Raw genomic sequence first — 18635 nt, forward strand, 5'->3', positions numbered from 1 at the left:
TTACACCTTGGCCCAGGTTCGCTTGCCCGAGCGCTCGCGGTTCTCGGACTGCTGTTCGTTGAGCATCTCGCGAACCGCTGAACGGATGGCCTCACTCCGGTTCGGGAACTCCCCGGTTTCGACCATGCGCTCAACTTCCTCGATCTGCTGCTTCGGAATTCGTAGTGTCACACGCTCCATATTCTTACATTCCCCCGGTAAGACGGCGCGCACTCCTGTGCGAACGTCTTACACACCCGAAAACGCGGGACCGAGAGCCGTTCTCCCCACGAGGGCGGTGTGTAAGACGACCGTCTTACGCGAGAGTTACCACAGAGCGGTAACTTATAAATGTAACGGCGGGTGTAAGACAAAGGGGTCGAAACGGCGTATACGGAGGGTTGACGGAGGCTACGAGCGTTCGAGCACGTCAGCAGCGGATGTCCGGCGGCCGCACCCGGGGCAGAACGCCCAATCGGAGCGGAGTTCGTCCCCGCATTCGCAGAACACGCGGTGGTTGGCCTTCTCGCCGCAGTTGGGACAGTAGACGTGTTCGTCGGACACGCTCTCGCCGCACTTCTCGCAGGTGTTTGCGCCGTCTTCGGCGGCCGTCTCGGCGTCGTCGGTCTCTGTCTTACGTTTTTCGACCGATTCTGTCGTCTCCGCGCCGTTCACGCCGTCTTCGGTCGTCGTCACGCCCTCTACCGTGAGGTTGACGTTGACGTCTCGCGGAGCGGCGGTCCGTCGGTCGAGGCGGTCTGCGAGGAGTTCGTCGACTCGTTCCGTGACTAGTTCGTCGACGCGGGCGGTGAGCGTCTCGTCTATCGGATCGGACGCGTCGGACGTGTCGCGTTCCGCGCGGTCGAGGTACGTGCGCAGTGCGTCGCGCATCACCTCGCTCTTCGAGGTCTCTCCCGCCTCGAGTCGCTCGACGAGGTCGTCGTCGGCGCGGAACGTTATCTTACTCATTCGTCACGTTTATTCTCCCGATAGTATTTCAATGTTCGGACGAATCGCCTCGAACGGGCGGAATTGATAATCCTTAAGAGCGACAGTCGGATAGACGAACGTGACCGCTCTTAGCTCAGCCTGGTAGAGCAGCCGACTGTAGATCGGCATGTCCCCCGTTCAATTCGGGGAGAGCGGACTCGTTTTCGCGAAGGCTACCGGCTGAGAGCCTACGGGTTTCGGTCCTCGGCTTCGATCAGTACGGCGTGTTCTACCTGTTCGATGCCGCCTTCGCGTCGAATCTGGACCGTCGTCCCCGGAAGCTCCTCGTCGTCGGAGCCGAACCCGTCCGGTATCGTCACCGCGGTGACGTCGTCGAGCGAGATTTCGCGTCGCTGTATCGGCGACCCCTCGAAGTCGACAGTCTCCCACGTGGCGGCGTCTACGTCGAGTTCTTCGCCGAAGTACTCTTTTGGCTCTCTATCGATGGAATCCGCCGTCTGGGACTCGCCGGTGGTCCGATTGTCGTCGAACTGGACCTCCTCGTGTTTGTACTGATAGAGACTTACTAACACGCTCGTCGATACGGAGTCGAGCTACTACAGTTATTCTCACGCGTGCGAGTGATTGTATTCGTCTCAGAAACGTGTTCGAAACGACAACGTGGAGGGTCGTTCGGTTCGAGGAGGGCGCTCTCTACGGACACCGTGTATCCGTGTTCGCTTACGGCTCTTGGTCGACGATGGTGGCCGTCAGGAGATTGCGGTAGCCGCGCTTGAGGCGCGCGGAAAACGAGGGACGGGAGATGCCGAGTTCCTCCGCGAGTTCTTCGAGGTTGGTCTCGCGGGGTTCGTCGTAGTAGCCCCTCTCGAACGCGAGTATCAACGCCTCGTACTGTCCTTCAGTCAGGTTGTACCCCCGACCGGTCGTCGTCTCGGTGAGTCGGTTGAGGCGAGCCAGAGTGACCGGTATCTCGTGGTCGTCGCAGTACGCTTGGAACTGCGAGAAAGACCGGACCGCCTCCGCGCGGAGTTCGAACGTCCACCCCGACTTCGACCCACTCGCCGAGATGACGGTCACGTCTGCCGCGGCGACTGCGCCCATGATGCCCATGTACTCGGGGTTCCACTCCGCGCGGAACAGGCCCTTGTCGCCCAAATCCTCCATCAGCGTGACGGACCGTAGTTCGGTGAGGCCGTCGAACACAGACAGAACCTCCCGCATCTCGCCGTCCGCGTCGTGGACCCAAAAGAACGGCATGACGGTGTCTGCGTTCGGTACGACGCGGTCCAGTTCTAACCGGGCCTCCGGACGCGTCTCGAAGATGCGACCCAACGGGAACGCCGTGTCGGGGAGGACAAACTCCGCGAGGGAGGTCATAGCCGGACGTACGTGCTGGCAGGTGCTTAAATCGGGCGTCGAGACTCAGCCCTCGAACGGGTCTTCGTAGCCGTTGCGGACGAAGTATCGAACCCAGTTCCCGTGGGTTCTGTCCGCGGGGTGGTCCGAGACGTGTTCGTACCGGACGGTGCCGTCCTCGTCTACGACGTACGTCGCGGCGACGCCGGTGAGTCCGTGACTCGTCTCTTCGGTACCGCTGTACCGGTCTGCGACGGACCCCTCGGGGTCCGCGAGCAGTTGAATGTCGAGGTCGAACCGGTCTCGCATCTCCGTCACGTCGTCTATCGGGTCGGTCACGACGGGGACGACGTCGACGCCGTCGTTGAACCAGAGGTCGTACGACACCTCGCTGAACGTCTGGAGTTGCTCCGCGCAGAAACTACACCAGTGGCCGCGGTTGACGAGGACCACCGTCGGCCCGGAGTCGAGCGTCTCCGAGAGCGTCGTCTCGCCACCGGCGGTGTTCTCTAGGGTGAAGTCGGGCGCTTGCGTCTGTTCGAGGCTCATCTGTCTTCGGCGACGGTCGCCGCCCGTATATCCCTCAGGCGGTCCGGCGCGTCGCGCGCACAACGCCGCAAGTCGGTCCCCGCGAGTTCGTCCGTCCGCCCTGCCGGGTGACCTACACTTACGGGACCGGGGTGACATCTCTCCGACGTGAACCATCGACCACTCGGAACGACGGGGTACGACGTGACCGAGATAGGCCTCGGGACGTGGCAACTCGGGGGCGACTGGGGCGACGTGACAGACGAGGAGGGACGAGACGCCGTCCGCGCGGCGTTGGACGAGGGTATCGACTTCCTCGACACGGCGGACGTCTACGGCGACGGACGGAGCGAACGACTCGTCGGCGACGTCGTAGACGAGTACGACGCGTGGGACGACGTGACCGTCGCCACGAAGGCGGGCCGCCGCCTCGACCCGCACGAGGCCGACCGCTACACCGAGGAGAACCTCGAACGGTTCGTCGACCGGAGTCGCGAGAACCTCGGCGTCGATTCGTTGGACCTGCTTCAACTGCACTGCCCGCCGACCGAGACGTACTACCGCCCCGAGACGTTCGACGCCCTCGCGAACCTGCGAGACGACGGGAAACTCTCTCACTTCGGCGTCAGCGTCGAGAGAGTCGAAGAGGGGTTGAAGGCCATCGAGTATCCGGGCGTCGAGACGGTGCAGATAATCTTCAACCCGTTCCGCCAGCGCCCAGCGAACGTGTTCTTCCGCGAGGCGAAGCGACGGAACGTCGGCGTCGTCGTCCGCGTCCCCCTCGCTTCGGGCCTCCTGACGGGCGCACTCTCGCGCGACACCGACTTCCCGGAGAGCGACCACCGCAACTACAACCGCGAGGGCGACGCCTTCGACGTGGGCGAGACGTTCGCGGGCGTCCCGTTCGAGGCGGGCCTGACGGCGGCCGACGAACTCGGCGCGGTGGTCCCCGAGGGGACGACGCTGGCGCAGTTCACGCTTCGGTGGATTCTGTCGTTCGACGCCGTCTCGACGGTCATCCCCGGGTCGCTGAACCCCGAACACATCGCCGACAACGTCGCCGCCGCGTCGCTCCCGCCCCTCTCGTCGGACCAATTCCAACGGGTCGCGTCCGTCTACGACGAACACGTCCGCGAACACGTCCACGACCGCTGGTGACGGCGGCGACCGCGCGGAACCCCCGCGATTCGGAGCGGATTCGCTGGGTTCGCTGGATTCGCTCGCTGTCGTGTCGATTTCACGGACGTTATCGACCGGACGAATGACAGCCACCAAACATCTATTTAGCCGGTCCGACTACCGACATCACAGATGGACGACGACCGTTCTTTCACGACGCCGTTACAGATGGGTATCATCGGATTGGGATTCATCGGCACCACCGTCGGAGGCGAGTTCGACGCGCACCCGGACGTGTCTGTCACCGCACTCTGCGACGTAAACGAGTCCGCACGAACGCAGGGCGGAGAGACGTTCCACGTCCCGGGGTCTTCGCAGTACGAGGACTACCGGACGATGTACGAGGAGGAGACGGACCTGGACGCGGTTCTCATCGGGACGCCGCACACCCTCCACTACGAGCAGGTGTCCGCCGCGTTCGACGCCGGACTCCACGTCTACTGCGACAAGCCGATGACGACGGACCTGGAGACGGCCCGGGAGTTGTACGAACGGTCCCGAGAGAGCGAGGAGATGCTGATGGTCGGCTACCAGCGCCACCTCAACCCCTCGTTCCGGACGGCCAGAGAGCGCTGGGAGGGGACCGACCGTTCGCCGAACTGGCTCACGGCGGAGGTGACGCAAAACTGGGTCGACCGCTTCGAGGACACGTGGCGACAGAATCCCGACCTGAGCGGCGGCGGCTACCTCTACGACACCGGGAGCCACCTGCTCGACGCCGTCCTGTGGACGACCGGACTGACGCCGACTGCCGTCTCCGCGGACATGCAGTTCATCGACGACGAACGCCGCGTCGACGGCGTCGGAAGTCTCCGCATCGAGTTCGAAGAGGGGGCAACGGCCACCGTCTCGGTCAACGGCGACGCCCCCGCGACGCGCGAACACATCCACGTCTGGGACGACGAGGGAGCGGTCTATCTCGAAGGCCGCGAGTGGGAGCCTCGAAACCTGAAGACCATAGACCCCGACAGCACCGAACATCTCCCCTACGTCGACTTCGAGAAACAGCACAACCGCGCCTCGGACTTCCTGCGCGCCCTCCGCGAGGGGACGGACCCGCCCGCGACGGCCCACGACGGCCTGCGCGTCACCGCGGTCACCGAGGCGGCGTACGAGTCCGCGCGCGCGGACGGCGAGTGGGTGGACGTCGACGTCGAATCCGTCGCCGAGGCGACGTCGGAGACGGCGTCGGCATCGACCGACGCGTCGGACGACTGAGCGTCGCGGCCGGCGTCTGCGCTTCGACCGCTTCTTTCGACCTGTTCTCGACCGGGCCACAGCGGTCTTTGGCGTCGCGTGCCTCTCTCAGAATATGGCACCCGACGACCCGGACGACTTGGCGGAACGAGACATCCGAGACGCGAACGAACGCAGACACGAACGCACCGAACACGTCGAGAACATCCTCAAAGAGACGGACACCTCCCTGAACGACCACAAATACCCCGCGACCAGCGAAGAACTGTCGCGGGCCTACTCGGACCAACGGAGCGACCTGCCCAACGAGACGGAGTCGCTCGGAAGCGTGTTCGACCGCCTCGACGACGAGTACGACACGGCCGAAGAGGCGCGCGAGGCCGTCTACAACGAACTGACGGGTGAGGCGATGTCCGACCGCACCCGCGAAGGCGGCGTCGATGCAGCAGAAGCCAACGACCAGCGAAACCTCGAAGAGATAGCGGACGTCGAAAGCGACCGCACGGACGCCGACGACGACGGAGCGGACGGTATCTGAGGCGACTCGGCGCGACCCGTCTCTCGCACCGTCCCCCGCTTGCGCCGCCCGAACGTTTCCGCGTTTCGTAGCTATTTATCGCCCCGCGCCCAGGTGCGACTATGGCGACTCGCCTTCCCGACTCCGAGTTCGAGACGCGTCTCGCGTTGGTCCGGGGCCGACTCGCGGACACGGACGCCGACGCGGGCGTGTGGTTCGACGCGACGAGCATCGAGTATCTGACCGGCTTTCACCACGTCCAGACGGAACGACCGGTCGTCCTCGCGGTGACCGAAGACCGCGTCGAGATCACCGTCCCCCGCCTCGAAGTCGACCGGGTGTCGGAGACGCCGACGATAGACGCGGTGCACCGCTACTTCGACTACCCCGGCGGGAACCCCACCGAGACGGCGGCGGAGATGCTCCGCGAACTCGGCGCGGGACGCGTCGCCGCCGACGCGGACGGCGCGCCGGGCGTCATGGGCTTTCAGGGGCCGTCGCTGTCCGACTTTCTCGACGTAGAGACGCAACACTGGGTCGGTCGGATGCGGTGGGAGAAATCGGACGCCGAGATAGACTGCATCCGCGAGTCCGCGAAGTGGGCCAACCTCGGGCACCGCCACCTCGCGGAGTGCACCGACGTCGGTGCGCACCCCGCCACCGTCTCGCAACGCGCCTCGATGGAGGCGTCGCGCGCGATGCTCGACGCTCTCGGCGACCGGTACGCCGTCCGCGTCCGCGGCGACGGCCCGGTCACCGCGGGGTACATAAGCGGCCGCGAGACGGCGCTTCCGCACGGTCACACGCCGAACGAACGCCTCTCGGAGGGCGACGTGATACTCACGGGCGCGACGGCGAACGTCGACGGCTACTACTCCGAACTCGAACGAACGATGTTCGTCGGCGACCCCTCGCCCGAGGACGTCCATTACTTCGAGGTGATGCTGGAGGCGCAAACCATCGCCATCGACGCTCTCGGACCCGGCGTCGAGATAGGATACGTCGACGACGCCGTCTCGGAGTACTTCGAAGAACAGGGCGTCGCCGACTTGGCGCAACACCACGTCGGGCACAACATCGGACTCGACGGTCACGAACCGCCGTACATCGACGGGGGCTGGACCGACCACGTCGCCGAAGCGTACACCGATACGGTCGAGTCGGACGCCCGGATGGCGCCGGGCCACGTCTACACCATCGAACCCGGCATCTACACCGAGGAGGCGGGCTACCGCCACTCCGACACCGTCGCAGTCACCGAAAGCGGGACCGAGACGCTGACGTACTACCCCCGTGACCTCGAATCGAACGTGATTCGGTAGTCCGACCGCCGACCCGCCCGACTCCCTTCTACTTCCGCCGAACCCGCCACTTTCACCGCGCTCTCGGCGGGGGTTCAAGAGGCGTCGAACGCTGGGTCCGCCATGGCAGTCGCGAAGCGGACGAGTCTCGCTCTCCCCGTCGCGGAACCGTTCGAGTTCGGGCGGTCCGCCGAGTTCGCAGAGCGGTTCGTCCCGTCTACCGACAGCATCGTGTGCCTCCGTGACGCCGTCGTCACCGGCGGGTTCGCGCCGGAACCGTTCGTCGCCCACCTCAGCGTCGACGGATACGGTTCGGCGGGCCGACGGACGCAGGCGGCCGACACCGACGACTCGGGACTCGTTCACGCCCGCGTCCAGTGGGTGGACGAACCGGGCGAGGGGTCCGCCGTCGCGACGCATCTCGACGCCGTGCTCTCGCTTTCTACCGACCTCTCTCCGTTGTACGACGCCGCGGGCTCTGACCCCGCGTTCGCGCGCGTCGTCGCCGACGTGTGCGGCTATCATCCGCTCCGGTTTACGACGCCGTTCGAGGCCGCCTGTTGGACCGCCCTCTCCCGGCGGACGCCGACGCCCGTCGCCGTCCGGCGGAAACGCTCTCTGGCCGACGCCGTCGGCCGAGTCGTCTCCGTGGACCACGCCGACCTCCGCCTGTTTCCGACGCCGGAACGCGTCGCGGCGGCCCCCGACGCGGTTCGCGCGACGCTCTCCGACCGGACGGCGCGAACCGTCCTCGACGCCGCGGAGGCGTTCGCCGAGGAGGACCTCGATTCCCTCCCGACGCCGACCCTCGTCGCCCGCCTCCGTGGGATTCGCGGGTTCGACCGGCGGTCGGCCGCCGCCGTCGGACTGCGCGGGTTCGGCCGGGCGTCGCTTCTCCCTCTCGGAGAGCGTCGCCTCCGGGCGGCCGTCGCGGACGCCTACGGTCTGGAGTCGGCGTCGGACGACGACGTCGAACGACTGAGCGAGCACTACGGCGACTATCGCGGGTACTGGGCGCGATATCTCCGCGCGTGGGCGTCGCTCCGAACCGACGACGAGAGCGACTGACCAGCCCCCGACCTCCGGCAAATTCAAGTTCGGTTTCGCCAATCCACCTGTAGTGGCAGTCTCGTTCGACCTCTTCGGCACTCTCGTCTCCGTGGACCGCACCGCCGACCCCGCGGCGGCAGTCGCGGCGGAACTCCGCGAACGCGGCGTCGCGGTACCCGACGACTGGGCGGACGCCTACGCCGAAGTCCACGTCGATGCGCCCTCGGGCGCGGAGGTACCCCTCCCGGCGCACGTCGCCGCCGCCCTCCGCTCTCGCGGCGTGGACGTCCCCGCCAACGCCGCCCGCCGGGCCGTCGTCGCCGCGTTCGACCCCGAGGTGGAGACGCGTCCCGGTGCGGCCGACGCCGTCGCCGCGGCGCGAGAACGCGGACCGGTCGGCCTCCTCTCGAACTGTTCTGTTCCCGAACTCGTCGCGCGGACGACCATCCGCGCCGCGTTCGACCGCGACGCGTTCGACGCGACGGTGACGAGCGTCGCCTGCGGGTGGCGAAAACCGCACCCCGAGTCGTTCCGGACGCTCGCGAACCGCCTCGGCGTCGCCCCCGAATCGGTGGTCCACGTGGGCGACGACTCCGAAACGGACGGCGGCGTTGAAGCCGTCGGCGGGCGGTTCGTCGATGTTTCGGACGTCTCGCTCGAATCGCTCGCGGCCCGCCTCCGCGAGGGGGGCGACCCGTGCCCCTGACCGCCGGGGCCGCAGTCGTCATCGCCGCCGCCCTCGACGCCGCCGTCGCCGAACCGCCCGACCGCGTCCACCCGGTCGCTCGGTTCGGCCGCCTCGTCGGCGCGGTGGACCGCGAGTGGGTGAACCCCCGACGCGTCGGCGTCGCCGCCGCCGTCTTCCTCCCTCTCGCCTTCGCGGCCGCGGCCGCGGCCGTCGTCGCCGCCGGTTCGGTGCTCGACCCGTGGGTCGGCGTCGCCCTCGCCGGACTCGTGCTCTTCTCGACGACGAGTCTCCGGATGCTCCTCGATTCGGCCCGCGAGGTGGTCGCCGAGGCGGACGCGGACGTCGAATCCGCCCGCCTGTCGCTTCGCTCTCTGGCCGGGCGCGACGCCTCCGAACTGGACGCCGCCCACCTCCGCTCTGCGGCCGTCGAGAGCGTCGCGGAGAACCTCGCGGACGGCCTCGTCGCGCCCCTCGCGGCCTTCGCGGTCTGTGCGCCGTCGTCGCTCGCGTTGGCCGCGGGGGCGGCCGCGTGGGTGAAGGGCGTCAACACGCTCGACTCGATGCTCGGCTACCGTTCGAAGCCCGTCGGGTGGGCACCCGCGCGCCTCGACGACGCCGTGATGTGGGTCCCGGCGCGCCTCTCGGCGCTGCTTTTGGCCGTCGCCGCCGGGACGCCGACTGTCGTCGCCTCCGACCGGGTTCGGTGGCTCGCGCGCCGACCCGCCTCGCCGAACTCCGGATGGCCGATGGCGACGATGGCGGTGACGCTTCCGGCGCGACTGGTCAAGCCCGGCGCGTACGAGTTAGACCCGGCGGCGTACGACCTCGACCCGACCACGGCGGGGATGGGGACGCCGTCGCTCCCCTCGGCCGCCGACGCCTCTCGCGCCGTCGCGTTGGCGCGCCGCGCCGGACTCCTCGCCGTCGCCCTCGCGGTGGTGGTCGCGTGCTCGTGACCGCCGTTCGCGGCGGTCTGGCGTTCCTCACTCGCCTGCCGGTTCGGACCGACGAGGAGTCGTGGGAGGCGTTCCGCCGGACGCCCGCCGCCTTCCCCCTCGTCGGCTACGTCGCGGGCGCTCTCGCGGCACTCGCGCTCTCGGTCCCGTTTCCGGCACCGACGGCGGTCGCGCTCTATCTCGCCGCTCTCTACCTCCTCACCGGCGTCACACACGCCGACGGCCTCGCTGACCTCGGCGACGCCGCGGCCGTCCACGGCGACGCGGCGCGACGGCGGGACGTGCTGAAAGATTCGTCTACCGGCGTCGGCGGCGCGCTTTCGCTCGGCGTCGTCCTCCTCGTTCTCGCCCTCGGCGCGTTCTCTCTCACGGTTTCGCGCGGGTGGCATCCGCCGGCCGTCTTCGCCGTCGCTCTCGCCGCCGAAGTCGGCGCGAAGGCCGGGATGGCGTACCTCGTCTGTACGGGCCGCCCGGCCCACGAGGGGATGGGTTCCGCACTCGCGGGCGACGCCGACGCTTCGGACTTCGGTTCGGTCGCGATTACGCTCGTCCCCCTCGTTCTCGTCGCCGCGGTGGTGGGCGGGGCGGGCGTCGTCGCCGCGGCACTCGCGCCCGTCGGCGTCGCACACCTCGTCGGCCGATGGGCCGAAGAGCATCTCGGCGGCGTCAGCGGCGACGCGTTCGGCGCGGCGAACGAACTCGGGCGCGCCGTCGGACTCCACGCGGGGGTGATAGCGTGGACGCTCTTTTGATGTGCGGCGGCCGCGGCACCCGCCTCGGCGGCGAGACGGAGAAACCCCTCGTCGAAGTCTGCGGGACGCCGATGCTCGACCGCGTCGCGTCGGCACTGCGCGAGAGCAGGGTCGAAACCGTCCGAGCCGTCGTCTCGCCCAACGCGCCCGAGACGGCGTCTCGCGCTCGAGATATCGGTCTCGCGACGGTCGAGACGCCCGGGAACGGCTACGTCGAAGACCTGCGATACGCGCTCGACTCGGTGGGCCGTCCGGTCGTCACCGTCGCCGCCGACGTCCCTCTCGTCACCGCGCGCCACGTCGACGACGCGATAGCGGCGTCGAAGCGGGTCGGCGGTAGAGGAGGCGACGAGGACGGCGAAGACGACGGGTTCGCCTCGGTGACGGTCTGCGTTCCGGCGGCCCTGAAGCGCCGACTCGGCGCGTCGGTGGATACGACGTTCGACCGCGACGGGCGGGAACTCGCGCCGACGGGGTTGAACGTCGTCTCGGAGTCGGCGGCAGACACCGTGCGGGTTACGTACGACGCCCGCCTCGCGGTCAACGTGAACCGACCGGACGACGCCGAACTCGCGGAGGACCTGTGCGACTGATACTCGTGGCGGGCGCCACCCGCACGGCGGAGCGAGACGGAATCAGCGCCGCCGGCGCGACGCGTGACCTCCTCCTCCACACGCCGAGCGCCGACGCGGAGATTCTGACCTACGGGCGGCCGATTCGCGCGCCGGTCACGCCGGTCAGTCCGTCCGGTTGTCCGACGCCCGCGGCGGTCACCCGCGCGGTGTACGAACTGCTCGACTTCGAGACGCTCGTCGTAGACGGCGGTCTGGCCCGCCCGACGGCGGCACCGACCGTCGGCGTCGGCGCGAAACCCGGCCGCGACATCGGCGAACCGGACCCCGTCCAGACCGCGCCGGGAGCGTTCGCCGCCGCGCGGGAACTCGGCCGCGCGCTTCCCGACGAGGAGGTGGTCGTCGGCGAGACGGTGCCCGGCGGGACGACGACGGCGATGGCCGTCCTCCGCGCTCTCGGCGAGGAGTGGAGCGTCTCGTCGTCGCTCCCGGAGAATCCCGTCGAACTGAAAGAGCGAGTCGTCGCCGAGGCGTTCGACTCCTCGGGCGTCGAACCGGGGCAGGCGGCTCACACCCCCGAACTCGCCGTCCGGTTCGTCGGCGACCCCGTCCTCGCGGTGGCCGCCGGACTCGTCGCGGGCGCACTCCAGTCGGGGACCGACGTGGTCCTCGGCGGCGGGACGCAGATGCTCGCCGTCGCCGCACTCGTCCGCCACGCGGGCGTCCCCGACCCGATGACGCTCGCGACGACGTCGTACCTGCGCGACGACGTGCCGCAACTCGACGCGGCGGCGGCGTCGTTCGACCTCGAACTCGCCGTCACCGACCCGGGGTTCGACGCCCCGGACGCCGGACCGCTTTCGGCGTACGCGGACGGCGTCGCAAAGGAGGGTGCCGCGATGGGGGGTGCGCTCCATCTCGCGTCGCGAGAACGCGTCCGCGAACGCGTAGCCGACGCAACGCTTGATATTCTGGCCCGTCTCGACGTAGACGATGGACCCTGATGCCGTCTCCTCGACGTCGCGCGTCCCGCACGGCGGTTGCGAAGACGACCGACTCGTGGACTTCAGCGCGAACACGAACCCGCGCCGTCCTCCCGGGTCGGCGATGGCGTACGAGGCGGCGTTCGGCGTCACCTCTCGGTACCCCGCCGACGACTACGCCGAATACCGCATCGCCGCCGCGGAGTACGTCGACTGTGACCCCAAACAGGTCGTCCCGACGGCGGGCGGACTCGCCGCCCTCCGCCTCGCGTTCGGCGTCACGGTCGATAGCGGTGAGACGGTCGTCCTCCCCGAACCGAGTTTCGGCGAGTACGACCGCGAAGTGAGGCTCCAAGGCGGCGTCCCCGTCCCCGTCGCCCACGACGAACTGCTCTCGGTGGACCCCACGGAACACGCCGCCGTCGTCGTCTGCAACCCGAACAACCCGACGGGCGAGGCGTATCCGCCGACCGACCTCCGCGCGTTCCTCCGGCGGTGTCGCGAGGCGGGAACCGTCCTCGTCGCAGACGAGGCGTTTCTCGACTTCACGGAGTTTCCCAGTCTCGCGGGCGAGGACGGCGTCGTCGTCGCCCGTTCGCTGACGAAGATGTTCGGCATGCCCGGCCTCCGGGCGGGCTTTGCAGTCGCGACGGGCGGCATCCTCGACAGACTCGAACGCGCGCGTCCGACGTGGGGGCTCTCCGCGCCCGCCGCCGACGTGGGCGAGTTCTGCATGCGGCAGTCGTCGTTCGTCGCGGAGACGCGCGACAGGGTCGCGAAAGAGCGCGCGCGGATGCGAGACGCACTCGACGACGACTACGGCGTCTCCCCGTCCGACGCTCCCTTCCTCCTCCTCGACGTGGGCGACAGAGACGTAGACGCCGTGTTGGCGCACGCCCGCGAGCGCGGACTGTCGCTCCGGGACGCGCGGACGTTCCCGGGACTCGACTCGCACGTCCGCGTCGCCGTCCGCCTCCCGGAGGAGAACGACAGACTCATCGACGCCCTCCTCGACGCCTGAGGCGTGTCAGACAGCGTCTTCGACTGCCTCGTCCGCGACGGCGTCTGCCGCCTCCACAGACCCGAGACGCGGTGGCTCTCGACGGGTCACGGCGGCGGCGAGTCCGTCGGCCCCGCCGCGTACAACGTCAGCGTCCCCGAGGGGTGGGCCGACAGAGACGTGGACGGCTACGTCGCGCGCCGACTGGCAGACGTCGGGTTCGAAGCCGACGGCCCGGCGTTGCTCACCGGCGTCTCGATGCGGCACGCCCGCGTCGCCCGACTCGGCCCCGTCGAAGCCCTCGCCACGGCGGGCGTCAACAACCCCGCCGCGTTGCCCGTCGATGCGGATGAGGGAGGACCCGAGTCGGACGGGAGGGAGGACGACGCCGACGCGACGCCCGCCGGTACCGTCAACCTCTTCGTCGGGACGACGCGCGCTCTCGACCCGGGCGCACTCGCGAACCTCGTCGCCGTCGCGGCGGAGGCGAAGGCGGCGACGCTCCTCTCGCGGACGGGATTTCCGGGGACGACGACGGACGCGGTCGTCGCCGCCTGCGACCCGACGGGCGACGCCGCCGCCTACTCCGGGAGTGCGACCGACGTGGGCGGTGCGGCCCGCGCCTGCGTTCGCGACGCTCTGCTCGCGGCCCTCGACTCTCGGTACGCCGACGGGGCGGTCCCCGACTCGGTCACCGAGGCGGCTTACGGCGTCGTCACCGACGACCGGGCGTCGGTGTCTCGGCCGCCGGGGACGGAGCGACCGAACCGTTCTTGACCGCGCCCGCGTCAGGGAGACGCATGCGCGGCGACACCGACGAGACGCGAACCCGGGCGGTCTCTGTTCTCGAATCGAACCGCCGAGACGGCTACACCATCCCGTCGGCGACGCTGTACCCGTTCCAGTGGAACTGGGACAGCGCGTTCGTCGCCGTCGGTCTGGTCCGCGCGGACCCCGCGGCGGCGAAACGAGAGATTCGGACGCTCCTCGACGCCCAGTGGCGAAACGGGATGGTGCCCCAGATAGCGTTCTGGTCGGACGCCGAGGGCTACTTTCCCGGCCCCGAAGAGTGGGGTATCGCCGCGGACCGAACCGGCGGAACCGTCCGGACGAGCGGAATCACGCAACCGCCGATGGTCGTCCCCGCCGCGCGGCACGTGTACGAACGGACCGGCGACGAGTCGTTCCGCGACGCCGTCCTCCCCGCTCTCAGAGACTACTGCGAGTGGTGGCGCACCGAACGCTCGGACGACGGCGAACTCGTCTGGGTGCGCCACCCGTGGGCGACGGGGATGGACGACTCGCCCGCGTGGCGCGGCCCCCTCGAACGATTCGACCCCGGCGACGTTGAGTACGTCCGCGAGGACCGCAAAGACGAGGACTTCGCCGCCCAACGCCCGACAGACTGGGATTACGACCGATACGTCGCCCTCGTCCGACAGGGCCGCGCGGTCGATTGGGACGAAAAGCGCCTCCGCGAAGAGTCGCCGTTCGTCGTCGAGGACGTGTTGACGAACGCGCTGTACGTCCGGGCCTGCGAGTCGCTCTCCGAGATGTTCGCCGACGCGGGCGACGAGGAGCAAGCCGAAGAGTGGGACGCGCAGGCGGACGCGACGCGACGCGCCCTCCGGGAACGACGGTGGGACGACGAACTCGGCCTGTACGTCTCCCACGACCTCGTGTCCGACGAACCGCTCTCCGTCCCCTCCGTCGCCGGACTCCTCCCGATGCTCGCGGGCGTCCCCGACGACTACCAGCGCGAACGACTCCGCGAGACGCTCTCTGCGTTCCTCGCGTACGACCGCGTCGTTCCGTCGTACGTCGGCCCCGACGTGGACTACGACCGCTACTGGCGCGGCCCGGTGTGGCAGAACACGAACTGGCTCCTCGAACGCGGCCTGCGCCGCGTCGGGTTCGACGAGGCGGCGGCGCGCGTCCGCGAGGACAGCGTCTCGCTCATCGAATCGGAGGGCTTCCGCGAGTACTTCAACCCCGAGACGGGCGCGGGCCGGGGGAGCGACCGCTTCTCGTGGAGCGCCGCCCTCTATCTCGACTGGACGGCCGACGACCCCCTCTCCGTCCCGGACCGGTGAGGTTCTTGTCCCCGGCGACGAGCGTACGCGTATGACCGACGGCGACATCTCGGACGCGCGGACCGGCGATGCGTCCCGTCACGGCCGAACACTCCTCGTCGCTGGCACCGCGAGCCACGTCGGCAAGAGCACCGTCGCCGCGGGCCTCTGCCGCCGCCTCGCCGACCGCGGCGTCTCCGTCGCGCCGTTCAAAGCCCAGAACATGAGCAACAACGCCCGCGCCGTCCCGCGGGCCGACGCCGTCCGAGGACCCGACTCCGAAGACGCGGCCGGAGACGCCTCGGTCTTCGGCGAAGTCGGCGTCTCGCAGTTCGCCCAAGCGCGGGCGGCGCGCGTCCACCCGACGACGGACCACAACCCCGTCCTGTTGAAACCCCGCGGCGACGGCGAGTCACAACTCGTCGTCGACGGCGACGCAGTCGCGCACCTCTCTGCGGGCGACTACTACGAGACGCACTGGGACCGCGCGCGGACGGCGGCGGCGGCGGCCCACGGACGCCTCGCGGACCGCCACGACGTCGTCGTCGCCGAGGGCGCGGGGTCGATAGCGGAGATAAACCTCCACGACAGGGACTTGGCGAACGTCGAGACGGCGCGCTTCGCCGACGCGGACGTGCTTCTCGTCGCCGACATCGAACGCGGCGGCGTGTTCGCGTCGCTTCTCGGAACGCTCGAACTGATGCCCGACGACGTGCGCGAACGCGTCGTCGGCGCGGCGGTGACGAAGTTCCGCGGCGACCGGTCGATTCTGGCCCCCGGACTCGACGCCTTCGAGGAGCGAACGGGCGTCCCGATTGTGGCCGTCCTGCCGTACGACGACCCCGGACTCCCCGAGGAGGACAGCGTCTCTCTCCCCGCCGAGGACGAACGCGCGACGCTCGGCGGAGAGCGGAGGCGGGAGGCGTCGTCGCCCGACGGCGCGGACGACGAGGGCGTCACCGTCGCCGTCCCGCGCCTGCCGCGCATCTCGAACGCGACTGACCTCGAACCTCTCGCGGCGGAACCGGGCGTCCGCGTCGCCTTTATTCCGCTCGATTCTGACCTCTCTGCGGCCGACGCCGTCGTCCTCCCGGGGACGAAAAACACCGCAGACGACCTCCTCGCGTGCCGAGAGAGCGGCTTTCACGACCGACTCCGGGCGTTCGACGGGCCGGTAGTCGGCCTCTGCGGCGGCTACCAACTGCTCGGCGAGAGACTCCTCGCGGCCGACGCCGAGGGGACCGGCGACCGAAGCGACATCCACGGAATCGGCCTGCTTCCCGTGGAGACGACGTTCTCTCGGGAGAAGCGCGTCGCGGCCGTCGAGTGGTCGCTGGAGGGGTCCGGACCGCTCTCTGGCGCGACCGGACCGGTCTCGGGGTACGAGATTCACGCGGGCGAGACGCGGGCGACGGAGGCGGTGGAGACGCCGTTTACGGACCCCGAAACGGGCGAGAGCGACGCGTCTCTCGGCGCGCGCCGCGGCGACGTGGTCGGAACGTACCTCCACGGCCTGTTCGAGAACGACGCGGCGCGGGCGGCGTTCGTCCGCCGCGTCTTCGACTCCGCGGGGCGCGAACGCCCGGCGCTCGGAACCGACAGCGAGTCCGGCGACTCGCGGCCCGCCGACCCGTACGACCGCGCGGCGACCCTCGTCTCGGAGATTCCGCTCGACGCGCTTTTCGGTGCCGACGCGGCGTTCGCTCCCGATTTCGAGGCGTGACCCGCCGAACGTCTCATACCGCTCGCGCGCCTCGAACCCGACGATGGAGGAGACGCCGCTTTCGGCCCTCTGTGCGAACCTCTCGACGGGCGAGACGCGCCGCGAACGACTCCCCGAAGACTGGGGCGACCGGTTCGTCGGCGGCAAGGGTCTCGCCGCGCGCTACCTCTACGAGACGCTCGAACCCGGAACCGACCCCCTCTCCGACGCGAACGTGGTCGTCTTCGCAATCGGACCGCTGTCGGGGCATCTCCCGGGCGAGACGCGCGTCGCCGCGGTCACGAAGTCGCCGCTCTCGGGCGCGTTTCTGGACTCCTACGTCGGCGGGTCGTTCGCCTCTCGCCTCGTCGGGTCGCTTCGACCGAACACGCTCCTCGTCGTCGAGGGCGTCGCTTCGGCCCCGTCTGCGCTCGTCGTCTCCGACGGCGACGCCCGAATCGAACGGACGGCGTCGTGGGGCGAGGACGCGGTATCGACGGACGCGGCGTTCGACGGCGGCGTCGCCTGTATCGGCCCCGCGGGCGAGAACCGGGTCCGGTTCGCGACCGTCGCGGTGGACGGCGGCGACCACCAGTTCGGGCGCGGCGGCGTCGGGGCCGTCTTCGGGTCGAAGCGACTGAAAGCCGTCGTCGCACGCGACGACCCGCCGACGCGTGGCGAGGGCGGCGCGGGACTCGCGGACGCTTTCGAATCGAGCGACGCCGGGCGGTGGTTGGACGCCCACGGGACGGTCGGAACCGTCGAGTTCGCGGACGCCGCCGACGTGCTTCCGACGCGCGGGTGGCGAGACGGCACCTTCGCGGGCGCGGAGGACATCGGCATCGAGGCGGTGCGCGCGGCGGCAACCGCGCGCGAACGGTCGGACGACGACGTCCCGGGCGACTTCCGGGTTCGCGGCGACGACGGGTCGGTGCCGCGCGGGGCGACGCCCATCTCTCTCGGCGCGGCCCTCGGAATCGACGACTTCGACGCCGTGGCGGAACTCGGCGGCCTCTGCGACAGACTCGGACTCGACGTGATTTCGGCGGGCAACGCCGTCGCGTGGGCCGCCCGCGCCGCCGAGGAGGGACTGCTCTCCGACGTCTCGGCCGGAGAGACGCACGCGCCGACGTTCGGCGGCGTCGAGGAGGCGCACCGCGTCTCGTTCGTGGACCCGGACACCGCGCGAGAACTCCTCGAACACGTCGTCCGCCGCGACACGGAACTCGGGGATACGCTCGCGGACGGCGTCGCCGCCGCCGTCTCCCGGTTCGGCGGCGCGGACCTGATTCCGATAATCAAGGGGCTCTCGCTTCCGACGTACGACCCCCGAGGCTCACCGGCGCAGGCTCTCGCTTACGCGACGAGCGATAGGGGCGCGTGTCACCGCCGCGCCCGACCGGTCGTCGAGGAGGTGTTCGCCACCGAAGAGTGGACCGAGGCCGAACGCGCCGCGAGCGTCGTCGCGGAGCAGAACGCCCGCGCCGCCTCGTGGTGTCTCGTCGCGGACGACTTCGTCGGCGAGGCTCTCGCAGACCGGACGGCGTCGATGCTCGAAGCGCGCGGCTACGACCAGAACGCGGAGACTCTCGGCGAACGCGTCTGGAACCTGACGCGCCTGTTCAACGTCCGAGAGGGGTTCGACCGAGAGGACGACTCGTTGCCGGCGGCGATTCGCCGGTCACAGGAACGCGGCCACCGCGAGGGACTCGACGCCGACGCGTTCGACTCGTTGCTGTCTGCGTACTACGACCGCCGCGGGTGGGACGAACGCGGGCGACCGACGCGTTCGACGCTCGAACGCCTCGACTTGCTCTCTGACGTGGACGCGGAGACGCCCGTCGGCGAGTAG

The 18635-nt window shown here is 69.5% G+C and carries 20 protein-coding genes and 1 tRNA gene; 16 read left to right on the forward strand and 5 right to left on the reverse strand.

Going from position 1 to position 18635, the window contains the following annotated elements; translation table 11 throughout:
- Complete coding sequence (locus BM167_RS02655) at positions 1 to 180, reverse strand: ribbon-helix-helix domain-containing protein (protein ID WP_092891048.1); 180 nt, start codon at positions 178 to 180, stop codon at positions 1 to 3.
- A 210-nt stretch (positions 181 to 390) separates the two neighbouring features.
- Positions 391 to 948, reverse strand: a complete 558-nt coding sequence (locus BM167_RS02660; RefSeq protein WP_092888328.1) for a double zinc ribbon domain-containing protein — start codon at positions 946 to 948, stop codon at positions 391 to 393.
- Between the two features lie 104 nt (positions 949 to 1052).
- On the opposite strand from BM167_RS02660, the gene BM167_RS02665 reads away from it, so the two are divergent.
- Positions 1053 to 1126, forward strand: a tRNA-Tyr gene (locus BM167_RS02665).
- 31 nt (positions 1127 to 1157) lie between these two features.
- On the opposite strand, the gene BM167_RS02670 is transcribed toward BM167_RS02665, so the two are convergent.
- The 3 genes from BM167_RS02670 to BM167_RS02680 all read right to left on the reverse strand — a co-directional run bounded on the left by BM167_RS02670 (position 1158) and on the right by BM167_RS02680 (position 2835).
- Positions 1158 to 1502, reverse strand: a complete 345-nt coding sequence (locus BM167_RS02670; protein WP_092888331.1) for a hypothetical protein — start codon at positions 1500 to 1502, stop codon at positions 1158 to 1160.
- 148 nt (positions 1503 to 1650) lie between these two features.
- Positions 1651 to 2307 carry a helix-turn-helix domain-containing protein gene (locus tag BM167_RS02675; protein ID WP_092888334.1) on the reverse strand — a complete coding sequence of 219 codons (657 nt, stop codon included), beginning with the start codon at positions 2305 to 2307 and terminating at the stop codon, positions 1651 to 1653.
- Between the two features lie 45 nt (positions 2308 to 2352).
- Entirely contained in the window at positions 2353 to 2835 is a 483-nt protein-coding gene (locus BM167_RS02680; protein WP_092888337.1) for a peroxiredoxin family protein, read from the reverse strand.
- A gap of 147 nt (positions 2836 to 2982) precedes the next feature.
- On the opposite strand from BM167_RS02680, the gene BM167_RS02685 reads away from it, so the two are divergent.
- The 15 genes from BM167_RS02685 to BM167_RS02755 all read left to right on the forward strand — a co-directional run bounded on the left by BM167_RS02685 (position 2983) and on the right by BM167_RS02755 (position 18635).
- Positions 2983 to 3972 carry an aldo/keto reductase gene (locus tag BM167_RS02685; RefSeq protein ID WP_092888340.1) on the forward strand — a complete coding sequence of 330 codons (990 nt, stop codon included), beginning with the start codon at positions 2983 to 2985 and terminating at the stop codon, positions 3970 to 3972.
- A gap of 153 nt (positions 3973 to 4125) precedes the next feature.
- Positions 4126 to 5211, forward strand: coding sequence for a Gfo/Idh/MocA family protein (locus BM167_RS02690; RefSeq protein WP_092888343.1), 1086 nt, complete (start codon positions 4126 to 4128; stop codon positions 5209 to 5211).
- A 94-nt stretch (positions 5212 to 5305) separates the two neighbouring features.
- A complete protein-coding gene (locus tag BM167_RS02695) occupies positions 5306 to 5728 on the forward strand; it encodes a DUF5789 family protein (RefSeq protein WP_092888346.1) in 423 nt (140 codons plus the stop codon).
- Between the two features lie 101 nt (positions 5729 to 5829).
- A complete protein-coding gene (locus BM167_RS02700; RefSeq protein ID WP_092888349.1) occupies positions 5830 to 7029 on the forward strand; it encodes a M24 family metallopeptidase in 1200 nt (399 codons plus the stop codon).
- A gap of 102 nt (positions 7030 to 7131) precedes the next feature.
- Positions 7132 to 8076 (forward strand): DNA-3-methyladenine glycosylase family protein, encoded by a 945-nt coding sequence (locus tag BM167_RS02705; protein WP_092888352.1) that lies wholly within the window; start codon positions 7132 to 7134, stop codon positions 8074 to 8076.
- A 52-nt stretch (positions 8077 to 8128) separates the two neighbouring features.
- Positions 8129 to 8764, forward strand: coding sequence for an HAD family hydrolase (locus BM167_RS02710; protein WP_092888355.1), 636 nt, complete (start codon positions 8129 to 8131; stop codon positions 8762 to 8764).
- Positions 8755 to 9702 (forward strand): CobD/CbiB family cobalamin biosynthesis protein, encoded by a 948-nt coding sequence (locus tag BM167_RS02715; RefSeq protein ID WP_092888358.1) that lies wholly within the window; start codon positions 8755 to 8757, stop codon positions 9700 to 9702. Before BM167_RS02710 ends, BM167_RS02715 begins: the two co-directional genes overlap by 10 nt.
- The gene (gene cobS / locus BM167_RS02720; RefSeq protein ID WP_092888361.1) at positions 9693 to 10454 is read left to right on the forward strand and encodes an adenosylcobinamide-GDP ribazoletransferase; all 762 of its coding nucleotides are present in this window, start codon (positions 9693 to 9695) and stop codon (positions 10452 to 10454) included. Before BM167_RS02715 ends, cobS begins: the two co-directional genes overlap by 10 nt.
- The gene (locus BM167_RS02725) at positions 10454 to 11047 is read left to right on the forward strand and encodes an NTP transferase domain-containing protein (protein WP_092888364.1); all 594 of its coding nucleotides are present in this window, start codon (positions 10454 to 10456) and stop codon (positions 11045 to 11047) included. Before cobS ends, BM167_RS02725 begins: the two co-directional genes overlap by 1 nt.
- The gene (locus BM167_RS02730; protein ID WP_092888366.1) at positions 11038 to 12030 is read left to right on the forward strand and encodes a nicotinate-nucleotide--dimethylbenzimidazole phosphoribosyltransferase; all 993 of its coding nucleotides are present in this window, start codon (positions 11038 to 11040) and stop codon (positions 12028 to 12030) included. Before BM167_RS02725 ends, BM167_RS02730 begins: the two co-directional genes overlap by 10 nt.
- A complete protein-coding gene (locus BM167_RS02735; RefSeq protein ID WP_092888369.1) occupies positions 12020 to 13030 on the forward strand; it encodes a threonine-phosphate decarboxylase in 1011 nt (336 codons plus the stop codon). The genes BM167_RS02730 and BM167_RS02735 overlap by 11 nt, the downstream gene beginning before the upstream one ends.
- Before the next feature lie 3 nt (positions 13031 to 13033).
- Positions 13034 to 13786 (forward strand): adenosylcobinamide amidohydrolase, encoded by a 753-nt coding sequence (locus BM167_RS02740; protein WP_092888372.1) that lies wholly within the window; start codon positions 13034 to 13036, stop codon positions 13784 to 13786.
- A 23-nt stretch (positions 13787 to 13809) separates the two neighbouring features.
- Entirely contained in the window at positions 13810 to 15102 is a 1293-nt protein-coding gene (locus tag BM167_RS02745; protein ID WP_092888375.1) for an amylo-alpha-1,6-glucosidase, read from the forward strand.
- 31 nt (positions 15103 to 15133) lie between these two features.
- Positions 15134 to 16804 carry a cobyric acid synthase gene (locus BM167_RS02750; RefSeq protein ID WP_092888378.1) on the forward strand — a complete coding sequence of 557 codons (1671 nt, stop codon included), beginning with the start codon at positions 15134 to 15136 and terminating at the stop codon, positions 16802 to 16804.
- A 43-nt stretch (positions 16805 to 16847) separates the two neighbouring features.
- Positions 16848 to 18635, forward strand: coding sequence for an aldehyde ferredoxin oxidoreductase family protein (locus tag BM167_RS02755; protein WP_092888381.1), 1788 nt, complete (start codon positions 16848 to 16850; stop codon positions 18633 to 18635).

This window comes from Halopelagius inordinatus, assembly GCF_900113245.1.
Taxonomy (GTDB): Archaea; Halobacteriota; Halobacteria; order Halobacteriales; family Haloferacaceae; genus Halopelagius; species Halopelagius inordinatus.

Bases quoted from the DNA above. Each gene is read 5' to 3' on its own strand.
- BM167_RS02745 (WP_092888375.1), top strand. From the start codon at position 13,810: ATGCGCGGCGACACCGACGAGACGCGAACCCGGGCGGTCTCTGTTCTC.
- BM167_RS02655 (WP_092891048.1), bottom strand. From the start codon at position 180: ATGGAGCGTGTGACACTACGAATTCCGAAGCAGCAGATCGAGGAAGTT.
- BM167_RS02735 (WP_092888369.1), top strand. From the start codon at position 12,020: ATGGACCCTGATGCCGTCTCCTCGACGTCGCGCGTCCCGCACGGCGGT.
- BM167_RS02695 (WP_092888346.1), top strand. From the start codon at position 5,306: ATGGCACCCGACGACCCGGACGACTTGGCGGAACGAGACATCCGAGAC.
- BM167_RS02700 (WP_092888349.1), top strand. From the start codon at position 5,830: ATGGCGACTCGCCTTCCCGACTCCGAGTTCGAGACGCGTCTCGCGTTG.
- BM167_RS02690 (WP_092888343.1), top strand. From the start codon at position 4,126: ATGGACGACGACCGTTCTTTCACGACGCCGTTACAGATGGGTATCATC.
- BM167_RS02660 (WP_092888328.1), bottom strand. From the start codon at position 948: ATGAGTAAGATAACGTTCCGCGCCGACGACGACCTCGTCGAGCGACTC.
- BM167_RS02755 (WP_092888381.1), top strand. From the start codon at position 16,848: ATGGAGGAGACGCCGCTTTCGGCCCTCTGTGCGAACCTCTCGACGGGC.
- BM167_RS02680 (WP_092888337.1), bottom strand. From the start codon at position 2,835: ATGAGCCTCGAACAGACGCAAGCGCCCGACTTCACCCTAGAGAACACC.
- BM167_RS02725 (WP_092888364.1), top strand. From the start codon at position 10,454: ATGTGCGGCGGCCGCGGCACCCGCCTCGGCGGCGAGACGGAGAAACCC.
- BM167_RS02705 (WP_092888352.1), top strand. From the start codon at position 7,132: ATGGCAGTCGCGAAGCGGACGAGTCTCGCTCTCCCCGTCGCGGAACCG.
- BM167_RS02750 (WP_092888378.1), top strand. From the start codon at position 15,134: ATGACCGACGGCGACATCTCGGACGCGCGGACCGGCGATGCGTCCCGT.
- BM167_RS02675 (WP_092888334.1), bottom strand. From the start codon at position 2,307: ATGACCTCCCTCGCGGAGTTTGTCCTCCCCGACACGGCGTTCCCGTTG.